The organism is Phycisphaerae bacterium, from assembly GCA_024102815.1.
Lineage (GTDB): Bacteria > Planctomycetota > Phycisphaerae > UBA1845 > UBA1845 > JAGFJJ01.
Window position 1 is genome coordinate 379,651 of record JAGFJJ010000048.1, and the last position, 17,269, is coordinate 396,919.

Below are 17,269 nucleotides of genomic sequence, written 5' to 3' on the forward strand. Positions count from 1 at the left end.
TTTGCAGGGAGACCCATCTTCCTATCGCACTCTCCCTTATTTCCGATTGCGGCGAGAATTCGAGAGTAGTTCGACTGCTGAGCCATAGGCCCGACTGACAACACCAGTCGTGATCCAGTACGTCTTTATCCACCGGCCACTTGTTCCTTCTTTAAGGCCGATTGCTTGTCCTTGAGGTGGCCGAGGATTTCCTGCACGCTGTCTACGAGAACGCCGAGCACCTTGGGATTCTGTGTGCATACTCGGCGACGCGCGCAGCGTCTCCTTTGGTTGCCCTCCCCGGATACGGTGCAAACCGTCGGAATGACGCCGAGGGTATCGGCAAGGCGGTATTACGCCCGCGCTCTTCTGGCGCCGTAGGCGCGTCCACCCACCAACAGTGCCGTGGCTGCGCTCGCCACGAGAAGCGCCATGGCGACCAACCCCCACTCTGATGCTGCGGGCACCGGCCCGCCGAAGATTGCGGAAGCTGACGGGAACAAGTCGTACCCGGGACCGTTGGGGGCAAGGGCGGGCCGCAAGGAAATCGCCTTGCCGCCGGGAAACAGGCTGTTGGAGCCGATCGCTGGTACCGGATCATCGAATTGAATGATTCCCGTGGTGGAGTCGTAGTTGCCCTGCACGCCAGCGGCCAAGGGCCCGAGAATGATCGTATTCGGGCCCGTAGGCTGCCCGAGGAACATGAACGACGACGCAGTCAAGTTCAATTGCACGATCTCAACCGGAATCTGGTCCGGCGGCCCGGCGCCGAAAGACAGTTGAAACGTGCCGGTGAACTCGGTTGGGCCGTCGAGGAATTGCGCCACGGTAACATCAAAATCCAGACCGTTCGGCGTAAGGTCGAAGTGGTCAAATATCGTAATCTCACTGTTAGGATTCCATTGCAACGTAAACGAAGCCGTGGACCCGGGCGCTACCGCGCCGCCCGTCAAGACAACGCCCCAGCTTCCACTCGCCTCCATGATTTCACCCGCGCTGGCGGCCGCTGTCGCCTTGCACTTGCAGTCCTTCCATGACACAAACCCGCTAACGCCGCTGACATTTCTGCATTTGCAGCCCGAACCACAATCGGCGCCAGCCGGCTCGCATTCGTAGTGGAGATTGGAGAACCACTTGCGTTCGCACTTTTCCGTGCAAGCGGCCATCACATCAACGTCCATCATCGCCAACAGCAACGCCACCGTGAAAACACCCATTGGCATCCGAATTCCCAATGATCCGAACATGAGCATCTCTCCTCTACAATTCAACGCCGGACAGTTCTCCGACGTCGCGGCCCGGGGCCCGGCAGCATTGCCAGCCCCACATTCCTCGATGACGACACGTATTGGTTGCCCATTCGCGCCGTTACGCTTACCTTTGAATTCACGTACTCCCGGATTCAGGCCTAGCGCATCGTGAGTCCCTTTCACTGCAACCCGCAACAGCCTTGCTTCCGTTGCGGCCGTTGGGATGCACTGCAGAAAGATCGTGACTCCTTGGTGTATTGATCACCCGACCGGAAAAAGCCTTGCTCAAGTTTGCGTCGGTCCCGGCACCTAATGCGATAGAAACGAAGGCGGCGAGCCACGCCATTGAGTACGCAGGATTCGAGCTCGACATGGCCTTCGCGATCGCGCCTCCATGCGATGTGCCAATTCAAGACCCAGGCACACGTTCTCGCGCAAGACACCGATCAGTTGGGGCCTAATGTGACGTGAAACCCTGCTTCGATTCGGGACTTCCTGCGGACTCTCCGCGAAATGGCCATTTTCCCGAATCGCACAGCCAGCCAATCCAGCATCGGTGCTTGATGTCCGCAACCCGGCCCTAACGGATTCATTGCGAAGATGTAACAATAGTCTTCGCGGATGCGGCGACGCAAGAAAAAAATCCCGTATCCCACATTGTGCGTCTGCAGCAGTAACTGGATAGTACTGTTGGCCAAGGGCCCGTATTCAGCACGAATTCAACATGATGGAATAGTCGGTGTTTTCCAGACAATCCTCCTGTATGCACCAATGGCGTTGCCCTCGGTACAACAGGCGGAGGTCTCACCGATGTCTCTGTCGCCGATGTACGCGATCTCGACGCGACCGCATTTCGGATGCAGTACCTCTTTACCTTCCCGCCAGTTGCCCTGCTCCAAGTGCCGATTGCTTGTCCTTGAGGTGGCCGAGGATTTCCTGCACGCTGTCTACGAGAGAGCCGAGCACCTTGGGATCGTTCACCATGGCCCGTGTCGAACGGGACTGGATCTCGCTGATGCAGTTGCTCAGCCATGGCGTCAGCCGGGCGATCTCGTCATCGGTGAAGTTGCCCTCGCGAAGGGGAATCGCGGTTACGTCGCGGTGCAGACGCTCGAAGCCGTCGCGGACGCGGTCCACGGAACCGCTGGCCCGCTGGTCGGTCAACATGTTGAGGATTCCCGCGCCCGGTCCTCGTCCCAGCCGTCCGGTTCGAGCCCGGCCGATGGATCGGCTCATGCTCCACAGTCGTTCCTTAAGATGCGTGGCGGATTGGATCGCCCGCTCGACGGCACCGCGCACGTCACCCGCTACGGCGATGTCATCGGGCGCGTCATCGCCGGCCTGAGCCCGCGCCTCTCGCCACTCGCGAAGAGCCTCTTCGTATTGATGATCGACATCTCCGGATTCCGACAGTTCCTGTTCCGCCGAGCGAATCTGCTGCTCGACGTCGACGAGTTGGCGCTGGGCGTCGCTTTGTTGCTTTTCGAGCTGATCCAGTTTGTCCTGGGTGCCGGCCGGACTGGCTTCCCCTCCGCCACCGAAAAGGGAGGAAAACAGCCCGCCGAAGCTGAGTGACCGCGATTCGTTGGCCGAGGCCTGCAATCGTTCGCGATACACATCGAGTGCGTCGATCCGGTTCCGCAGCCCGTTGAGTTCGTCACCCAGGGCGGTAAGGTTGGCACGGAGCTGGTTGCGTCGGGTCACGGCCGCTTCGGCCTCTTCGACCTTCTGGCGGAAACTATCGAGCACCGCAATACTCCTTTCAGGCATTCTGTTGAGAATGGTGTCCAGCGGCCGCTCGGCCGGCTCACGGGGCGGCGTTACTGAATGGGACATCGGCGTCTTCGGCGGGTTCGGCCCAGAAACGTGCGACGCTTCCCATTCGCGGCGAGAGTCGCGATCATTCTGGGACGCTGGCGTCACCGGCGACGAAAAGGAAACGTCCTTGAGCGAATTCCATCTGTTCAGCATCCTCATCCTGGCCGTCCTCGGGGTGGTCGCCCAGTGGCTCGCGTGGCGCGTGGGCGTGCCGTCCATTCTGCTGCTGCTGGTGTTCGGCATTGCCGCGGGTCCGGGGTTGGGGTGGATCCGTCCCGACGAGCTTCTCGGACCACTCCTTCAGCCGCTGGTGAGTCTGTCCGTTGCGCTCATCCTATACGAAGGCGGGTTGACGCTGAGCCTGCGCGAACTGCCCAAGATCCGCGGCGTCTTGCGCAATCTGGTTTCGATCGGCGCTGCCGTGAGCTGGCTTGTCTCGGGACTCGCGGCCCACTGGATCTTCGGGCTGGAGCCGAGCCTGGCGATCCTCCTCGGTGCCATCCTTGTCGTGACCGGCCCGACGGTCATCGGTCCGCTGCTGCGGCAGATGCGCCCCACGGGTCCGGGAGGGACCATTCTCAAGTGGGAAGGCATCGTCATAGATCCCATCGGTGCCATTCTGGCGGTGCTGGTCTTCGAGGGCGTTTCCATCACCCACGTGGACGACGCCACGTTCCACCTTCTGGGGGCGATCACCAAGGCGGTTGTGTTCGGCGGCGGACTGGGCCTCGCCGCTGCGGCCGCGCTTACCGTCCTGCTGCACCAGCGACTCATTCCTGATTTCCTCGAGAACGCCGTATCGCTCATGTTCGTGGTTACGTCCTTCGTTGCGTCCAACGCCCTCCAGCACGAAGCCGGGCTGCTCGCCACGACCGTGATGGGCATCGCCCTGGCCAACCAGAAATACGCCAACGTGCGGCACATCGTGGAGTTCAAGGAGAATCTCCGCGTTCTGCTGATCTCGGCGCTGTTTCTGCTCCTCGCGGCCCGGCTGGAGACACGCGAACTCCGCGCCATCGCGCTGCCGGCGCTCGGATTCGTCGCCGTGCTCGTGTTCGTCGGCCGGCCGCTTTCGGTCTGGGTATCGACGCTGGGCTCGTCGCTCGCCGCCAAGGAGCGGTGGTTCCTGGCGGCCATGGCCCCGCGCGGCATCGTCGCCGCCGCAGTGTCTTCGGTCTTTGCCCTCCGTCTGGAGGATGCCGGATTCGCCGGCGGGGCGGCGCTCGTGCCGATTACTTTCGCCGCGATCATCGGTACCGTCACGGTGTACGGCCTGTTCACGCCGGCCCTTGCCCGCCGGCTTGGCGTGGCCGACGCCAATCCCCAGGGCGTCTTGTTTGTTGGTGCCCAGGCCTGGGTGCGCGCGCTCGCCAAGGTCTTGAAAGCCAAAGGCGTTCGAGTTCTGCTTGTCGATACGAACCGGGAGAATACGGCCGCGGCGCGCATGGAGGGTCTGCCCACCTACAGCGGCAGCATCTTGTCTGATTACCTGTTGGACGAGATCGATCTCGGCGGCATTGGGCGACTCGTCGCCGCAACGCCCAACGACAGCGTCAACCTGCTGTCTGCCCAGCGCTTCATGCGCATATTCGGTAAGTCCTCGTGCTACATGATTCCCGTGACGCGGTCGACCAAGAACAAGGGTGTCGCCGCCGGGCACGGCGAGGTGCGCCGGCTTTTTTCCGAGGAGATCGATCAGGACGTGCTGGCTGCCCGGGTCGCCAACGGGGCGGTCGTCAAGGCTACGCCGCTCTCGGAGTCCTTCAATTTCGAGAAGTTCAAGGAGATGTACGGCGCCTCGGCCGTGGTTCTGGGCACGATGCAGGATGGCCGGCTTCAATTCGCCACCGCAGAGAAGCCCGCATCCACCAAGCCGGGTCAGATTCTGTTGGCCCTGGTAAAGGAGGGTCAGACGAATCCGCCCAAGGAACCTTCGCAATCATCATGAATGGCCGTGAAGGAAGCATGGGAATCCGAGCGACGGAGCATCGACCTCAAGAGCGGAAGTGTCCATGAATCAGCGCGGCCGGACAGAAGCACGCCCCAAACTCGACCTTCCCACAACACGTATGGATTATGTTCTGCGCGCGGTTTCCGTCGGCGGCGTGATGGCCTCCTTTGCGCTCGTACTCGTGGCCCAACTCCAACTGCCCGAACGCATCCCCGTCCACTTCAACTGGCGCGGTGAGGCCGATGGCTGGGGGAGTCGACAATGGCTCTGGTTGCTGCCCTCGATTTCCCTGATTTGCGTCGTCGCGATGGCGAAACTCTCCCGGCATCCTCGCCTGTTCAATTATCCCGTGCGGATTACGGAGAAGAATGCCGCCGTACAGTATCGCCTGGGTCGGTCTGCGCTCTCGTGGATCCAGGCCGAAATCTCCATGCTGTTTCTTCTGCTGGCGGTGCTCGTCGTTCGCGCCGCCCAAGTCGAGCCGCCTCAATTCGTGGCCTGGCCGTTGATTGCAATGCTGGCTCTTGTGCTCGCGACTGCGTTCGTTCACTTTGCGATAATGATTCGTCATCGAGGGGCGTAAATGGGATACGTACTTGCATCGCGGCCGAAAGGGGTCGCACACCGTTCTCGGAGGGGGAACATGAAGATGCGACTCCACATCGGCATTCTCTGGGTTTTCGTGCTGATCTGCCCGGTCCTTGCCGAGCCGCCCTCTCCACCTGACGCCGGCGTTCTCCGCTTCGCCGACATGGCCCTCGAGTGCGTTCATCGCGAGTATCCCAGCAAGATCGCCCACGTGATGAACAGCGACGCCGACGCCCGCCCGCCGCGCGAACTGACGCCCATCTTCTACGGCTGTTTCGACTGGCACTCGGCCGTGCACGGCCACTGGCTTCTGGTTCGTGTTGCGCGCAGGTGGCCGGAGAGCGACGCCGCCATCAAGGCTCGGAGAGCCCTCGACGAAAGCTCCGCGCCGGAGCATGTCGCCGCCGAGGTTGCATACTTGAATGGCGAAGGCCGCAAATCCTTTGAGCGCCCCTACGGCTTGGCCTGGCTCCTTCAACTCGCCGCTGAGCTGCACGAATGGGACGAGCCTCAAGCCCGTCGCTGGAGCGAGACGCTCGCCCCACTGGAGAGGCAGGCCGCGCAGCGTTTCCGCGATTGGCTGCCCAAGCTCTCCCACCCCGTCCGCACCGGCGAGCACAGCCAGACGGCCTTCGCCCTCGGACTGGTGTTCGATTGGGCGCGGATCACCGGCGATGTCGAGATGCAGCAGCTCATCGCCGCGCGGGCACGCGATTACTATCTCTCCGACCCGGCCGCCAACTTCGCCTTCGAGCCCGGCGGGGAGGATTTCCTCTCCCCCGCCCTGGCCGAGGCCGACCTCATGCGCCGCGTGCTCGACCCGCCGGCATTCGCCGCGTGGCTGGGCGTGTTCCTGCCGCAGATCAGCCTCGACGGCTCCTCGTCATTCTTGAAACCGGCCGTGGTTACCGATCGCTCCGACGGCAAGCTGGTTCATCTGGACGGGCTGAATCTCTCGCGGGCGTGGATGCTGCAGGGCATCGCGTCAGGGCTGCCTTCGGGCGATCCGCGTATTTCGGGCTTGCTCAAAGCGGCGAAGGAGCACGCCGACGCCGGTCTGTTGGCTATAGAGAATCAGCAATACGAAGGCGGCCACTGGCTGGGCAGCTTCGCGGTGTATCTGGTGACGGAGCGAGGGTTGGCGGTCAAACAGGAGTAATCATCCCCTCTTGCTCTTCCTATTGCCTGTTGCCTTACAAGTGACTCGGCGCCCTTCCCCAGTGCAGCTTGCTGATGAGCTTGTGCCAGCCGGCGTAGAGCGGGTTGCGCACCAGGATGAAGTCCTTCTCGAAGCGGCGGACGCTGACCCGCTCAGAGAGGCCGAGCGGGGCCGAGACCTGCCCGTCGATGATCAGCGTCGTCCCTTCGTTGACCTTGGCGGGACGGATGTCGATCACCGCGTCACGCTCGATGACCAGCGGTTTGTGCGTGAGCGAGTGGGGGCAGAGCGGTGTCAGGACCATGGCATCGACGCCGGGCTGCATGATCGGCCCGCCCGCGGAAAGGTTGTGGGCCGTGGAGCCCGTGGGCGTGCAGACGATCAGCCCGTCGCCTTCGACGTGCGAGAGGTGGTCCCCGTTGATCTCCACCCCCAGGCTGATGAGTCGAAACGGCGGACCGGCCTGGATTACGCAATCGTTGATCGCCAGGTGCGACTCGCGGACGTTGCCGTCGTGGTGGATGGTCACGTGCAGGATCGCGCCGCGGCGGAGGATACCGTCGTCGGAGACGGCCCGGTCGAAGGTGGAGACAATTTCGTCCGGCGAGAACTCCGCAAGGAATCCGAGCTTCCCTACGTTGACGCCGATGAGGGGAATCTGATCCTGCCCCAGTGAGCGGGCCACGCCGATGAGCGTGCCGTCGCCGCCGAGGACGATGAGCCGCTCCGCCCCGGCCGCCACGGCGGGCCGCCCGTCCAGCCCCATGCTCGCCCCGACCAGCTTGCACCGCGACGCGGCGAAGGACTCCAGCTTCTTCAGAAGGGGCTCTGCCTCGGCCTTTTGCGGATTGCCAAGCAGATATACGCGACGATCTTTCGCCTTGGTGGACACGGCGGGGCTCCTCAGACGAGCGAAAGCTGCGGCTTACAGGCAAATCGATTCAGGTTCAGGCTCGCAATCGGTCGATTGTATCGCGCGATTTTGCATAATCCGAGCGCAACTCAACCCCTTGTCGACTGCACCCGCCGCGATCGACTTTTCGAGCGTGGTTCGATGTCCGCCACGGCCGATTCCAGAACGGCATCCTGCGAAGACGATTCCACCAGGCGCTGAACCGTCGCGGCGATGCCAGTCGCATCATAACCGCACTCGGCCAATTGACCGGAACGCGAACCGAAGGAGATGAACCGATCCGCGGGCATGCCCAGGCGGACGAGGCGGGAGGCGTCGAGACCCAGTTCCTGCGCCGTCTCCAGCACGGCCGATCCAAACCCGCCGGCGACGGAGTGATCCTCGACCGTGACGACGGGCCTGCCGTCGGCCAGGGCCCCCGAGACCATGTCGCGGTCGACCGGCTTGGCGAACCGCGCCGCCACGACACCGGCGTCGATGCCCATCTCTGAGAGCATTTCCGCCGCGGACAGCGCGCACGTTGCGGTTGCGCCGTAGGAAAGGATCGTGACGGCCGATCCGTCGCGCAGCCGGCGTGATCTGCCCAGCTCGAACTTCGGGCAATCGGGCATCGGCGCGGGAACGTCGTCCCGCGGATAGCGGATCGCGCATGGTCGATCGAGCGTCAGCGCGAAATGGAGCGATTCGAGCAGCTCGACCTCATCGAGTGGGGCCATGAGCACCATGCCCGGAAGACCTCGCAGGTAGGTGATGTCGAGGAATCCGTGGTGCACGGCGCCGTCGCCGCCGACGAGTCCCGCGCGGTCCAGACAGAAAATGACCGGAAGACCCTGGAGGGCGACCTCCTGAAACACCTGGTCGAAAGCCCGCTGAAGGAAGGTGGAATAGACTGCGACGACCGGGCGCATACCGCCCTTGCACATTCCTGCGGCCACGTCCACCGTGCAGCTTTCCGCGATGCCCATATCCCGCCACCGACCCGGAAACTCCTCGCCGAAGGCCAGGAGCCCTGTGCCGTCGGGCATGCCCGCGGTCATGGCGAAAACGCGGTCGTCCCTGCGGGCGACCTCCGAGAGGCACTCAACGAAGGCCCGAGTCCAGCTTTTTCCCTTGCCGCTCTTGTGGCGGACCTTTCCCGCCTCGACCGCGAAAGGCTTGGGGCTGTGGTAGCGCCCCGGTTCCGCGGTAGCCCAATCGCATCCCTTGCCCTTCACCGTATGGGCATGGAGCAAGACGGGGTGCCGCACGTCCTTGAGGAGCTCGAGCAGCTCGACGAGGTGGCCGATGTCGTGCCCGTCTACCGGCCCAACGTATTGAAATCCCAGGGCCTCGAAAATCTGCCCAGGCGATACCGTGGCCTTGATGCCCTCCTTGAGGTGGGCGATCAGATCGAACATGGGCTGGCCGAGGATCGGCAGCCGGGGGAGGATCTGTTTGGTGCGATCCTTGACGTCCTCATAAAACGTGCTGGCTCGGAACTTCGCCAGATACTCGGCGAATCCACCCTGCGTCGGCGAGATACCCCACTCGTTGTCGTTAAGCACGACCAGGAACTGCCGCTTGAGCAGCCCGGCCTGGTTCAGTCCCTCGAACGCCAACCCATTAACAATACTGGCGTCGCCGACCAGAGCGACAACGCGGGTATCCCGCCCCATGACCTCATCCGCCCGCGCCAGGCCCACGGCCGTCGCTACTGCCGTCCCGGCATGGCCCACATTGAAGAGGTCGTAGGGGCTCTCGGTAATCTCGGGAAATCCACTTACGCCGCCGGACTGCCGGAGTTGGTCGAATTGCCCGTTCCGACCTGTGATGAGCTTGTGCGGATAGCACTGGTGGCCGACGTCGAGCAGGAATCGGTCCGCGGTGAAATCAAAAACACGGTGCAGGGCGAGGGTGAGCTCGGTCACGCCGAGATTGCTGGTAAGGTGCCCGCCGCGCTTGCCAACCACTTCCAGGACGCGCAGCCGGATATCCTCCGCCAGCCGGACCAACTGCTCGATAGAGAGCGCCCGCAGGTCATCGGGCGAGGCAATCCGGTCCAGCAGGCTCATTCGCAGAAGCACTCCAGATCAGCGGGCGAGGCCACGAGAGACGGGCGCAACCCGGCGAACGACTCGCCATCGCGCAAGAAGGAGAAGGATTATACGCCTCGGGCCGGTCGCGTCATTTCAATGTTTTCAATAATTTCGGTCAACGACATAACTCGCCAGCGCCGCAAGATCGGCCGCCGCGGCGCCAAAGCGTCCCAAAACCTGGACGCATTCCCTGGCGGCATCGCGGGCAGCCTGGCAGCTCGCCTCGACTCCGCAGCAACGCGTGTACGTCTGCTTGCCGACGCGTGCGTCCTTGCCGGTGGCTTTGCCCATGGCCTGCGACGTGGATGTGGCGTCGAGCAGGTCGTCAGCAATCTGAAAAGCCAGTCCGAGATGCAGGCCGAACCGGCCAAGCGCCTCGACCGAATCCTCGTCCACACAGGCGGCGATGGCGCCCATGCGGCAGGCGGAGGCCATCAGGCATCCCGTCTTACGCTCGTGAATGAAGCGGGTTCGGTCCAAAGAGGTGGATTCGTGCTCCCCAAGAACATCGGCCAGTTCGCCGCCGATCATACCCATCCAGCCGGTCCCCGCGGCAAGCTCGGCAATCAGGCGGACTTTTCGATCGGAATCCAGTCCACAGGTGGCGATAACCTCGAAGGCCCGAGCGAGGAGGGCATCGCCGGCGAGAATGGCGGTGGCCTCGTCGAAGCGGCAATGACAGGTCGCCCGGCCCCGCCGAAGGTCGTCGTTGTCGATGGCGGGAAGATCATCGTGGATCAGGCTGAAAGCATGTACGCATTCGATGGCGACGGCGGCAGGCCAGGCATCGTCCCTCGTGCCGCCGCCCAGCTCACAGCAACGCACAACCAGAAAGGGGCGGATGCGCTTGCCGGGAGCAAGGGCCGAGTAACGCATGGCCTCGGCGAGCCTCGGGGGAACACCGGCGGGGGGACGGAGGAAGACTTCGAGCCGCGCGTCAAACTCGACAGCGAACGCGCCTAGTTGCGCTGCGATATCGATGGCGTGGGGATTTTCCGGTTGAGGCCGTTCGGTCACGAGAGGTTCATCCGATTGGGAGCGGAACGGGCACGCTACGGCGGCTCGTCGGCATGTCCTCACGGGGACTATATCTGACTGCGTAGTTCGGGTTCAATCCGAGCTCGCGGCGGAACGGGTATGGGGCCCCTCGTCAAGGAATCCGCGGATCAACGGAAGGAGGCGTTCACCGGCGTCCTCGACGACGTAATGGCCCGCGTCGGCGAAGCAATGCACCTCGGCCTCGGGAAAGCGGCGGCGCCATTCGTCCAGAAAGCCGTCGTGAAAGCAGAAGTCCCTGCCCCCCCAGCAGATGAGCATGGGCTTGTCGGCAAGTTGTGGGAGTCCTGCTTCAATTTCTGCGACGCGCCGGCCCGTGGGCGTGTCGCGACGCAAGGGAATGTCACGCACGAATTCCAGGACAGCCACGCGATTCGCGTACGAATCGTAGGGCAGGAGGTACCCACGGCGCACAGCCGAGGTCATGCGTACGCGGTTCTTGCAGGCCATCCATGTCGCGGGGAGGGCAAAGCCGTTGAGTCCCCGAACGACGATCGCGCCCATCAGCGGCATCCTGCAGATGCGAATTCGCCACGGGCATGGGCCGAAGAACGCCGCGGTATTGAAGACGATCATCCGCTTGACGCGAGACACATTGCGAACGGCCCAGCCGAAGCCGATGGCTCCGCCCCAGTCGTGCACGCCGAGGTTGATTTCCCTCAAGCCAAGATGGTCGATCAGCTTCGACACGTTCTCGATGTGCGTGGACAACGTGTAGGGGTACCGTTGAGGCTTGTCGGAGAGCCCACAGCCCAGGTGGTCTGGGGCGATCACCCGCCAGCGATCGCGCAGCCCGCCGATCAGCTCCCGCCAATAGAACGACCACGTCGGATTGCCGTGCAGCAGAACGAGCGGCTCGCCGTCGCCTTCATCGACGTAGTGCAGGCGATGTTCGCCGATCGAAAGGAATCGCGAAGGAAACGGATACAATGCGCGAACGTCGTCGGGAAGTTCGTGCATGTTCTCATTCACCAACGCACGCCGAGCATGACACAGCAGAGTCCGCTGCCGATTCCGAGAAGTGCCACGTTCGTTCCGGTGGCGGGCGGGTCGCGCTCGACGCCCATCGCCAGGGTCAGAGGAAGCGAAACCGATCCCACGTTGCCGAGGAACTCGAAGGTGGAGAAATCGCGTGCGCCGTCCAGTCCCAGTGCGGCGTAGAGCCGGTCACGGTGCACGCTGCCGACCTGGTGGCAGTACGTTCGGCCGATGTCGAACTCATCCCATTCCAAATGCGCCTTGAATTCCTTCCACGTTTCTGCGGCCAGTTCGCAGCCGCCTTCCAGGAGCAATTCCGCATCCGTTCTCATGGTCATGGCGGCGTCGGCGGAGAAACCGCTGTCGCCGCTGCCGCGGCAGAGTTCGTTGTGCTCGCTGGCGGCGCGGCTGACGCCGCCGAGCAATCGGTGCCTCGACTTTGACACGGACTCGTGGCAGACGACGGCGCCGGCGGCGCCCGAGCCGATGGTCAGCGAGGCGAAGGCCTGCTTGAGTTCCGCGCGAGTGAGATTCGGCGATTCGAGCAGGTGGCGGATGGTGGTGCGAACCAGGGGACGGCTGCTTTCGCCCGCCACGACCAGCCCGCGGCGAATCTGCCCCAGTTCGATCATGTTGGCGACTGTCACGATCCCGTTGAGAAAACCGAGGCAAGCATTGGAAATGTCGAAGAACGCCGCCCGGCGGGGTAGGCCCAACTGGTGGTGGACGACCGATGCCGTCGCCGGCTCGAGGCAATCCCGCGAGACGGCGGTGAAGACGAGTGCATCAATGTCGCCGGGCGACAGGTTGGCGTTCTCCAAAGCGGCGCGTCCCGCTCTCGTCGCGGCATCGCTGGGCATGGTTCCGGGCGCCCAGAAGCGCCGCTTGCGGATGCCGGTCATGAGCTCCAGCCGTCCAACGTGAAGTCCGAAGCGCTCGTATACCGGGGCCAGCTCGCCTTCGAGCTGCTCCGAGGTCACGACTTCTTCGGGCAGGGCGTAGCCCAGGGCCTCGATGCATACCTGTCGATAGCCGAACATTCGTCGTCCTCTCGCCGCGCCGCGCGGCCGCGGGGCGGATTATAGCGTGTTGCGACGAATGCGGAATTGCGCGAGCGAAGCGCCAGGAATCCGGGCGGCCACTGCTGGTTTTTACGCTGTCTCCGATAAGATCGCAGAACAGGACCTGCCGTTGATGCATGTCTATCGGTCGTTGGTGTGGGCGGTGCGGCCATGTTGACTTCGGCTTTTCCCGCGCCAAGAACCTAACGAGCACCCGCGGAGGGGTGGTGCTTCCGGCCTTTCTTTCGGCTCGCTGACCGCGGGTCCGAACTCGACGCAACCACCCCGCATCCCGCCATCAGCTCACGGCATCCCCCAGAGTTTGCATTCAACGTCGCAGGGCGACGGGAGGGAACGAAGCTGTCCACGCAGCCACGGACATTCTGCGCGCCGATCAGATGTGCCAAGATGACGGCACTCTGTTTGGGACTGCTCTCCGCCGGATGCGGATCGTTGCCGGGTCTGGCCGGCGTCCACCGGCCGCTCTTCGTCGCCGAGTGCGGCGATTCGCTCTCCGCTGCGACGGCCGTCAATGCCGCCGTCGTGCTCGACTGGACGGGCGGCTCGAGCATCATGTATCCGGGAACGAAATTCGACGGCATGGATCTGTCCGACTTTCCGCTCGTGGACGGCGGGACGCTGGCCGATGACGCCGATCGCTTTCGCGAGAGCGTCCGAGCCCGGATCGTGGAAATCTACTGCGAGTGGGACGAGGCCTCAGTGGCCGTGATGAACGGCGAGGACGACATCGAAGGACTAGACGCGGACACGGTCGTGTACATGACCCAGAACGTCCGCCCGGACGGCAAGGGCGACATCGGCGAAGCCGAATACGACCCCTGCGATCGTCAGGACGACAACTCGGCCATTATCTACGGTGAACGCATCCGCCAACTCGGCGCGGCGTATACGTTTGAAGAGTGGGTCAACGTGTTCGCCAACGTCTGCGCCCACGAGATCGGTCACACGCTGGGCTACGGGCACATCGCCCGCGAGGATCGCCCCGAGCCCGAAAACAGCCTTTTTGTCGAGCTCATGCTCGATCGTCACACCATGGAGGAGATGCGCCGCCCGCACCGGTTCATCGGCGATCAATCCTTCTGCCCGGGTGTGGCGACGGCCACGGCCGCGGGGGTCGCGAACGCCAACGTCGTCTGCTCACACGGACGTTAGCTCTTCTTGAACCGTCCTACTTTCCCGTCGTTTTCATCTGCCAGCCGACGTTGACGGGCTGGCCGCGAGAATCCTCGCAGGCGCACTCGATCTGGTCCGTGGTGAAGTTGGCGTCGCCGCGGATGATCACGGTCTTGCCGCTTTCGGATTCCATCCTGGCGATGGCCGCGCGCTTGGTGTTGAGGATACGCATGGCCACGTCGGGATCTACGGAGATGGTTACGCGGTGCACATCGGGCTGGAACACCGAGAGCTGGATCATGCGCATGACATCGAGCACGACCGACTCGGGCATCTTGACCACGCCGGCGCCGCGGCAGTGCGGGCAATCGTAGTACATGTTGCGGCGGATCGACGCCCGCTGCCGCTGGCGGGTCATCTCCACGATGCCGAAGGCACTCATCCGCAGCATGCGCACGCGTTCCTTGTGCTTCTTCAAATCGTCGCGGAGCTTTTTCTCCACGGCGCGAATGTGCCGGTCGTAGCGCATGTCGATAAAATCGCAGAGGATGAGCCCGCCGAGGTCGCGCAGGCGGAGTTGGCGGGCGATCTCACCGGCCGCTTCCATGTTGATGCGATAGGCCGTCTCTTCCGCGTCGTCCAGGCTGCGGAAGCGCCCACTATTCACATCGATGGTGACCATCGCCTCGGTCGACTCAATGACCAGCGACCCACCGGATGACAGGGGAACGTGGCGCATGTTGATGCGCTCGATTTCCTGCTCGATTCCGTAGCGGTGGAATACAGGCTCTCGGTCGGTGTACACGTCGACCTGCGTCTTGGAGCGGGGCATGGCCAGTTGCAGGAACTCGCGCGCCTTTTCGGCCGTCTCCTCGTCGTCGACGACCATGCGATTGAATTCCGTCGAGTAAATATCACGGATGGTGCGCGTGACGAGGTCGGATTCGCGATAGAGCTCGGCCGGTGCGGGCTGGTTGCGGATACGATCGGCCACCGTCTTCCACAGGCGCTGGAGGTAGTTCAGGTCACGCTGGAGCTCGCGCTTATTGCGGTCCAGCCCGGCCGTGCGAAGAATGAAGCCCATGCCCGAAGGAAGCTCCAGCTCGTTGAGGATGTCGCGCATGCGGCGGCGGGCCTGGTCATCCTCGATCTTGCGCGAAACGCCGTGGCGACTCATGCCGGGCATCATGACCAGGAACCGGCCGGGAATGGACAGGTAGGTCGTCAAGGTCGGCCCCTTTGTGCCGACGCCCTCCCGCGTGACCTGCACGATGACTTCCTGCCCGCGCCGGAAACACTTCTGAATCGGCGGACGATTCAACCGCGGGATCTTGCGCCCGACTTCTTCCGACGCTCCGCCGCTGTGCGAGGGGAAGTACTGCGGTTGAACATCGGACACGTGAAGGAAACCCTGCTTGGGAAGTCCGAAGTCGATGAATGCGGCCTGTATGCCGGGCTCGATGTTGGTGACGCGCCCCTTGTAGATGTTGCCGACGTGGGACTGCGACGAGGCGCGCTCCAGGAACAGCTCCTCAAGTTGGCCCTCGTGAATGACGGCGATGCGGCATTCTTCCGTGCCCGAGACGTTGATGATCATCTGCCGGCCGGACAGATCCGTAGCGGATCGCTTGGATGTCGCCGGCGCTGAAGCGGGGAGCGGCGCCGGCTTGGCTGCCGGGGTTCGCTTCTCCGTGGACGTCGCCGGTCGCCCCGCTTGGGCTTCCGCCCGCTTTTCATCGGGGGCGTGCCGCTGATCGGAGGCCGGTGCGCGATCCTCGCAGCGTCCCTCGTCTCGACCGCGACCTCGGCCGCGCCGACCGCGACGCCGCCCACGGCGCCCCTCGACCCGCTCGCCGGAGCGCTGCGCGGCGTCTTCAACCCCGGCCGCGCCTTCTTGACCTACACTCGATTGATCGTGCGATTCGTCTGTGCCATCGTCGGGCGCCTCGGCAAGTCGAAGGGCGGGGGCGCCGCGCGGTTCCTCATAAGCTGACTCCCCGTCAACTTCGCCAAGCGCGTCATCCCAATCCACGACTTTGGATTCCAGTTGCGCCACGGCCTCGAGCGGCGCCGCAGAATCGTCTTGCCGATCTGCTTGCGAATCGCGAGTGCGCGGGCCAACGGATGACGTGTCGGATTCAACTTCGGGAGAATCTGCCGGTACTCCAGTGGATTTCTGCGGCTCCTTGGTTCGCGACCGCCCGCGCCCGCCACGACGACGCTTGTCGGAGCGCTGATTACTCGCAGGCGTCTCGCTCCGCTTGGATTCTCCGGCAGGGGACCCTTCGTGCGATTCGTCCGCGCCGGCCTCGGCGGTGGCATCCGTCGCGTCGCCGTCTTTCGACTTTGCGGGCGTTCGTTTCTTCGCGACGCGCTTGCGACGCGGCGTTTTCTTTTCCTTCTCCGCGGGCGCCGACGAGTCCGGTCTGGCGACGTCGGCGATATCCATTTGTGCAACGGCGACGGGCGCCTCGGCAGCTTCCATGCCTTCGTTCTCCTCTGGGGCACCGCTGTCGGCAGCCTTGGCTGGAGGACGACGCTTCGGTCGCTTGGTCGTCTTCGCCTTGGCGCTCTTGGTGCCGGTTGATTTCTTGGCCATGCTTGTTCTCGTCCCTTACGAGGCCCACGTCACGTGAAGCCTCCGAATTCGATGGTTGATTGTTGTGGCGTCGAAGCCGAGGAGCCCGGCGATCTCTGCCGGTTTTGCCGTGCGTCCTCCTTCGATGAGCAGTTCGAAACGTACGGCGTCGGATTCCAGCTCGACGCTTTGAAGATACGGGCGAATGTCCACGGTTCGCGCGGACGGTTCGCCGGGTGTTTGCCTCGTTACAGGCAGGGTCGGCGATGCCATGATCTCTGTGACGCGGGAGGCAAATGCCTCCGGCGCGGCGCCGTCCAGCGACAGGCGATAAGCGGCACTCCGCGGCTGGAGACGCTCTCCCTCCTGCAGCCGCCGCCCTTGATGAACGGGCATCTCCCTCGGGAGCTGCTGCCCCAGCCGTGCGGGCACGTCGTCGGAATTCTCCATGAGCTCGAAGACTACGGCCTCCACGTCGGAGGCAATTCCCACCGGACGGGGCAGGGGGATCATGATCTTGGGATGCGGATTGAAACCCTGGGAATAGCGAATGGGCAGCGCCGCTCGAGCGCACGCCCGGCGGAACAGCCGCAGCGTATCGTGATGGGAAATGAACCGCAGGTCGCCATTCACGGCGTGAAAGATGACCCAGCGGATGCGCTGTTCAACGACGGCGGAGATAGCCGCCGTCCCGCCCGTTGCCGGCATGATGCACTCTAATCCCGCCCC

At 63.5% G+C, this 17,269-nt stretch carries 13 protein-coding genes; 4 read left to right on the forward strand and 9 right to left on the reverse strand.

Going from position 1 to position 17,269, the window contains the following annotated elements; all coding sequences use genetic code 11:
• Positions 1-332: 332 nt before the first annotated feature.
• Both J5J06_12660 and J5J06_12665 read right to left on the reverse strand, forming a co-directional pair.
• Complete coding sequence (locus J5J06_12660) at positions 333-1,226, reverse strand: hypothetical protein (GenBank protein ID MCO6437936.1); 894 nt, start codon at positions 1,224-1,226, stop codon at positions 333-335.
• Between the two features lie 873 nt (positions 1,227-2,099).
• Entirely contained in the window at positions 2,100-3,065 is a 966-nt protein-coding gene (locus J5J06_12665; GenBank protein MCO6437937.1) for a hypothetical protein, read from the reverse strand.
• A gap of 109 nt (positions 3,066-3,174) precedes the next feature.
• Between J5J06_12665 and J5J06_12670 the strand changes: the two genes are divergently transcribed.
• The 3 genes from J5J06_12670 to J5J06_12680 all read left to right on the forward strand — a co-directional run bounded on the left by J5J06_12670 (position 3,175) and on the right by J5J06_12680 (position 6,745).
• The gene (locus tag J5J06_12670) at positions 3,175-4,995 is read left to right on the forward strand and encodes a sodium:proton antiporter (protein MCO6437938.1); all 1,821 of its coding nucleotides are present in this window, start codon (positions 3,175-3,177) and stop codon (positions 4,993-4,995) included.
• A gap of 64 nt (positions 4,996-5,059) precedes the next feature.
• Positions 5,060-5,581, forward strand: a complete 522-nt coding sequence (locus tag J5J06_12675; GenBank protein ID MCO6437939.1) for a DUF1648 domain-containing protein — start codon at positions 5,060-5,062, stop codon at positions 5,579-5,581.
• A 66-nt stretch (positions 5,582-5,647) separates the two neighbouring features.
• The gene (locus tag J5J06_12680) at positions 5,648-6,745 is read left to right on the forward strand and encodes a DUF2891 domain-containing protein (protein ID MCO6437940.1); all 1,098 of its coding nucleotides are present in this window, start codon (positions 5,648-5,650) and stop codon (positions 6,743-6,745) included.
• 34 nt (positions 6,746-6,779) lie between these two features.
• On the opposite strand, the gene J5J06_12685 is transcribed toward J5J06_12680, so the two are convergent.
• The 5 genes from J5J06_12685 to J5J06_12705 form a co-directional block, all read right to left on the reverse strand.
• A complete protein-coding gene (locus J5J06_12685) occupies positions 6,780-7,637 on the reverse strand; it encodes an NAD(+)/NADH kinase (protein MCO6437941.1) in 858 nt (285 codons plus the stop codon).
• A gap of 110 nt (positions 7,638-7,747) precedes the next feature.
• Positions 7,748-9,709 carry a 1-deoxy-D-xylulose-5-phosphate synthase gene (locus J5J06_12690; GenBank protein ID MCO6437942.1) on the reverse strand — a complete coding sequence of 654 codons (1,962 nt, stop codon included), beginning with the start codon at positions 9,707-9,709 and terminating at the stop codon, positions 7,748-7,750.
• 126 nt (positions 9,710-9,835) lie between these two features.
• Complete coding sequence (locus J5J06_12695; protein ID MCO6437943.1) at positions 9,836-10,750, reverse strand: polyprenyl synthetase family protein; 915 nt, start codon at positions 10,748-10,750, stop codon at positions 9,836-9,838.
• 93 nt (positions 10,751-10,843) lie between these two features.
• Positions 10,844-11,749, reverse strand: coding sequence for an alpha/beta fold hydrolase (locus J5J06_12700; GenBank protein ID MCO6437944.1), 906 nt, complete (start codon positions 11,747-11,749; stop codon positions 10,844-10,846).
• Between the two features lie 8 nt (positions 11,750-11,757).
• Positions 11,758-12,807 carry a 3-oxoacyl-ACP synthase III gene (locus tag J5J06_12705; protein ID MCO6437945.1) on the reverse strand — a complete coding sequence of 350 codons (1,050 nt, stop codon included), beginning with the start codon at positions 12,805-12,807 and terminating at the stop codon, positions 11,758-11,760.
• A 429-nt stretch (positions 12,808-13,236) separates the two neighbouring features.
• Between J5J06_12705 and J5J06_12710 the strand changes: the two genes are divergently transcribed.
• Positions 13,237-14,001, forward strand: a complete 765-nt coding sequence (locus J5J06_12710; GenBank protein MCO6437946.1) for a hypothetical protein — start codon at positions 13,237-13,239, stop codon at positions 13,999-14,001.
• 16 nt (positions 14,002-14,017) lie between these two features.
• Here the strand turns inward: J5J06_12710 and J5J06_12715 are convergent, their stop codons facing one another.
• Both J5J06_12715 and J5J06_12720 read right to left on the reverse strand, forming a co-directional pair.
• Positions 14,018-15,559 (reverse strand): Rne/Rng family ribonuclease, encoded by a 1,542-nt coding sequence (locus J5J06_12715; protein ID MCO6437947.1) that lies wholly within the window; start codon positions 15,557-15,559, stop codon positions 14,018-14,020.
• A 1,017-nt stretch (positions 15,560-16,576) separates the two neighbouring features.
• Positions 16,577-17,248, reverse strand: coding sequence for a DUF2344 domain-containing protein (locus J5J06_12720; protein ID MCO6437948.1), 672 nt, complete (start codon positions 17,246-17,248; stop codon positions 16,577-16,579).
• Between the last annotated feature and the right edge of the window lie 21 nt (positions 17,249-17,269).

What these genes read in the sequence shown, in the direction of transcription:
- J5J06_12660 (MCO6437936.1), bottom strand. Translation starts at nt 1,226, where the DNA reads ATGTTCGGATCATTGGGAATTCGGATGCCAATGGGTGTTTTCACGGTG.
- J5J06_12665 (MCO6437937.1), bottom strand. Translation starts at nt 3,065, where the DNA reads ATGTCCCATTCAGTAACGCCGCCCCGTGAGCCGGCCGAGCGGCCGCTG.
- J5J06_12675 (MCO6437939.1), top strand. Translation starts at nt 5,060, where the DNA reads ATGAATCAGCGCGGCCGGACAGAAGCACGCCCCAAACTCGACCTTCCC.
- J5J06_12680 (MCO6437940.1), top strand. Translation starts at nt 5,648, where the DNA reads ATGCGACTCCACATCGGCATTCTCTGGGTTTTCGTGCTGATCTGCCCG.
- J5J06_12690 (MCO6437942.1), bottom strand. Translation starts at nt 9,709, where the DNA reads ATGAGCCTGCTGGACCGGATTGCCTCGCCCGATGACCTGCGGGCGCTC.
- J5J06_12700 (MCO6437944.1), bottom strand. Translation starts at nt 11,749, where the DNA reads ATGCACGAACTTCCCGACGACGTTCGCGCATTGTATCCGTTTCCTTCG.
- J5J06_12705 (MCO6437945.1), bottom strand. Translation starts at nt 12,807, where the DNA reads ATGTTCGGCTATCGACAGGTATGCATCGAGGCCCTGGGCTACGCCCTG.
- J5J06_12710 (MCO6437946.1), top strand. Translation starts at nt 13,237, where the DNA reads ATGACGGCACTCTGTTTGGGACTGCTCTCCGCCGGATGCGGATCGTTG.
- J5J06_12715 (MCO6437947.1), bottom strand. Translation starts at nt 15,559, where the DNA reads ATGATCATCAACGTCTCGGGCACGGAAGAATGCCGCATCGCCGTCATT.
- J5J06_12720 (MCO6437948.1), bottom strand. Translation starts at nt 17,248, where the DNA reads ATGCCGGCAACGGGCGGGACGGCGGCTATCTCCGCCGTCGTTGAACAG.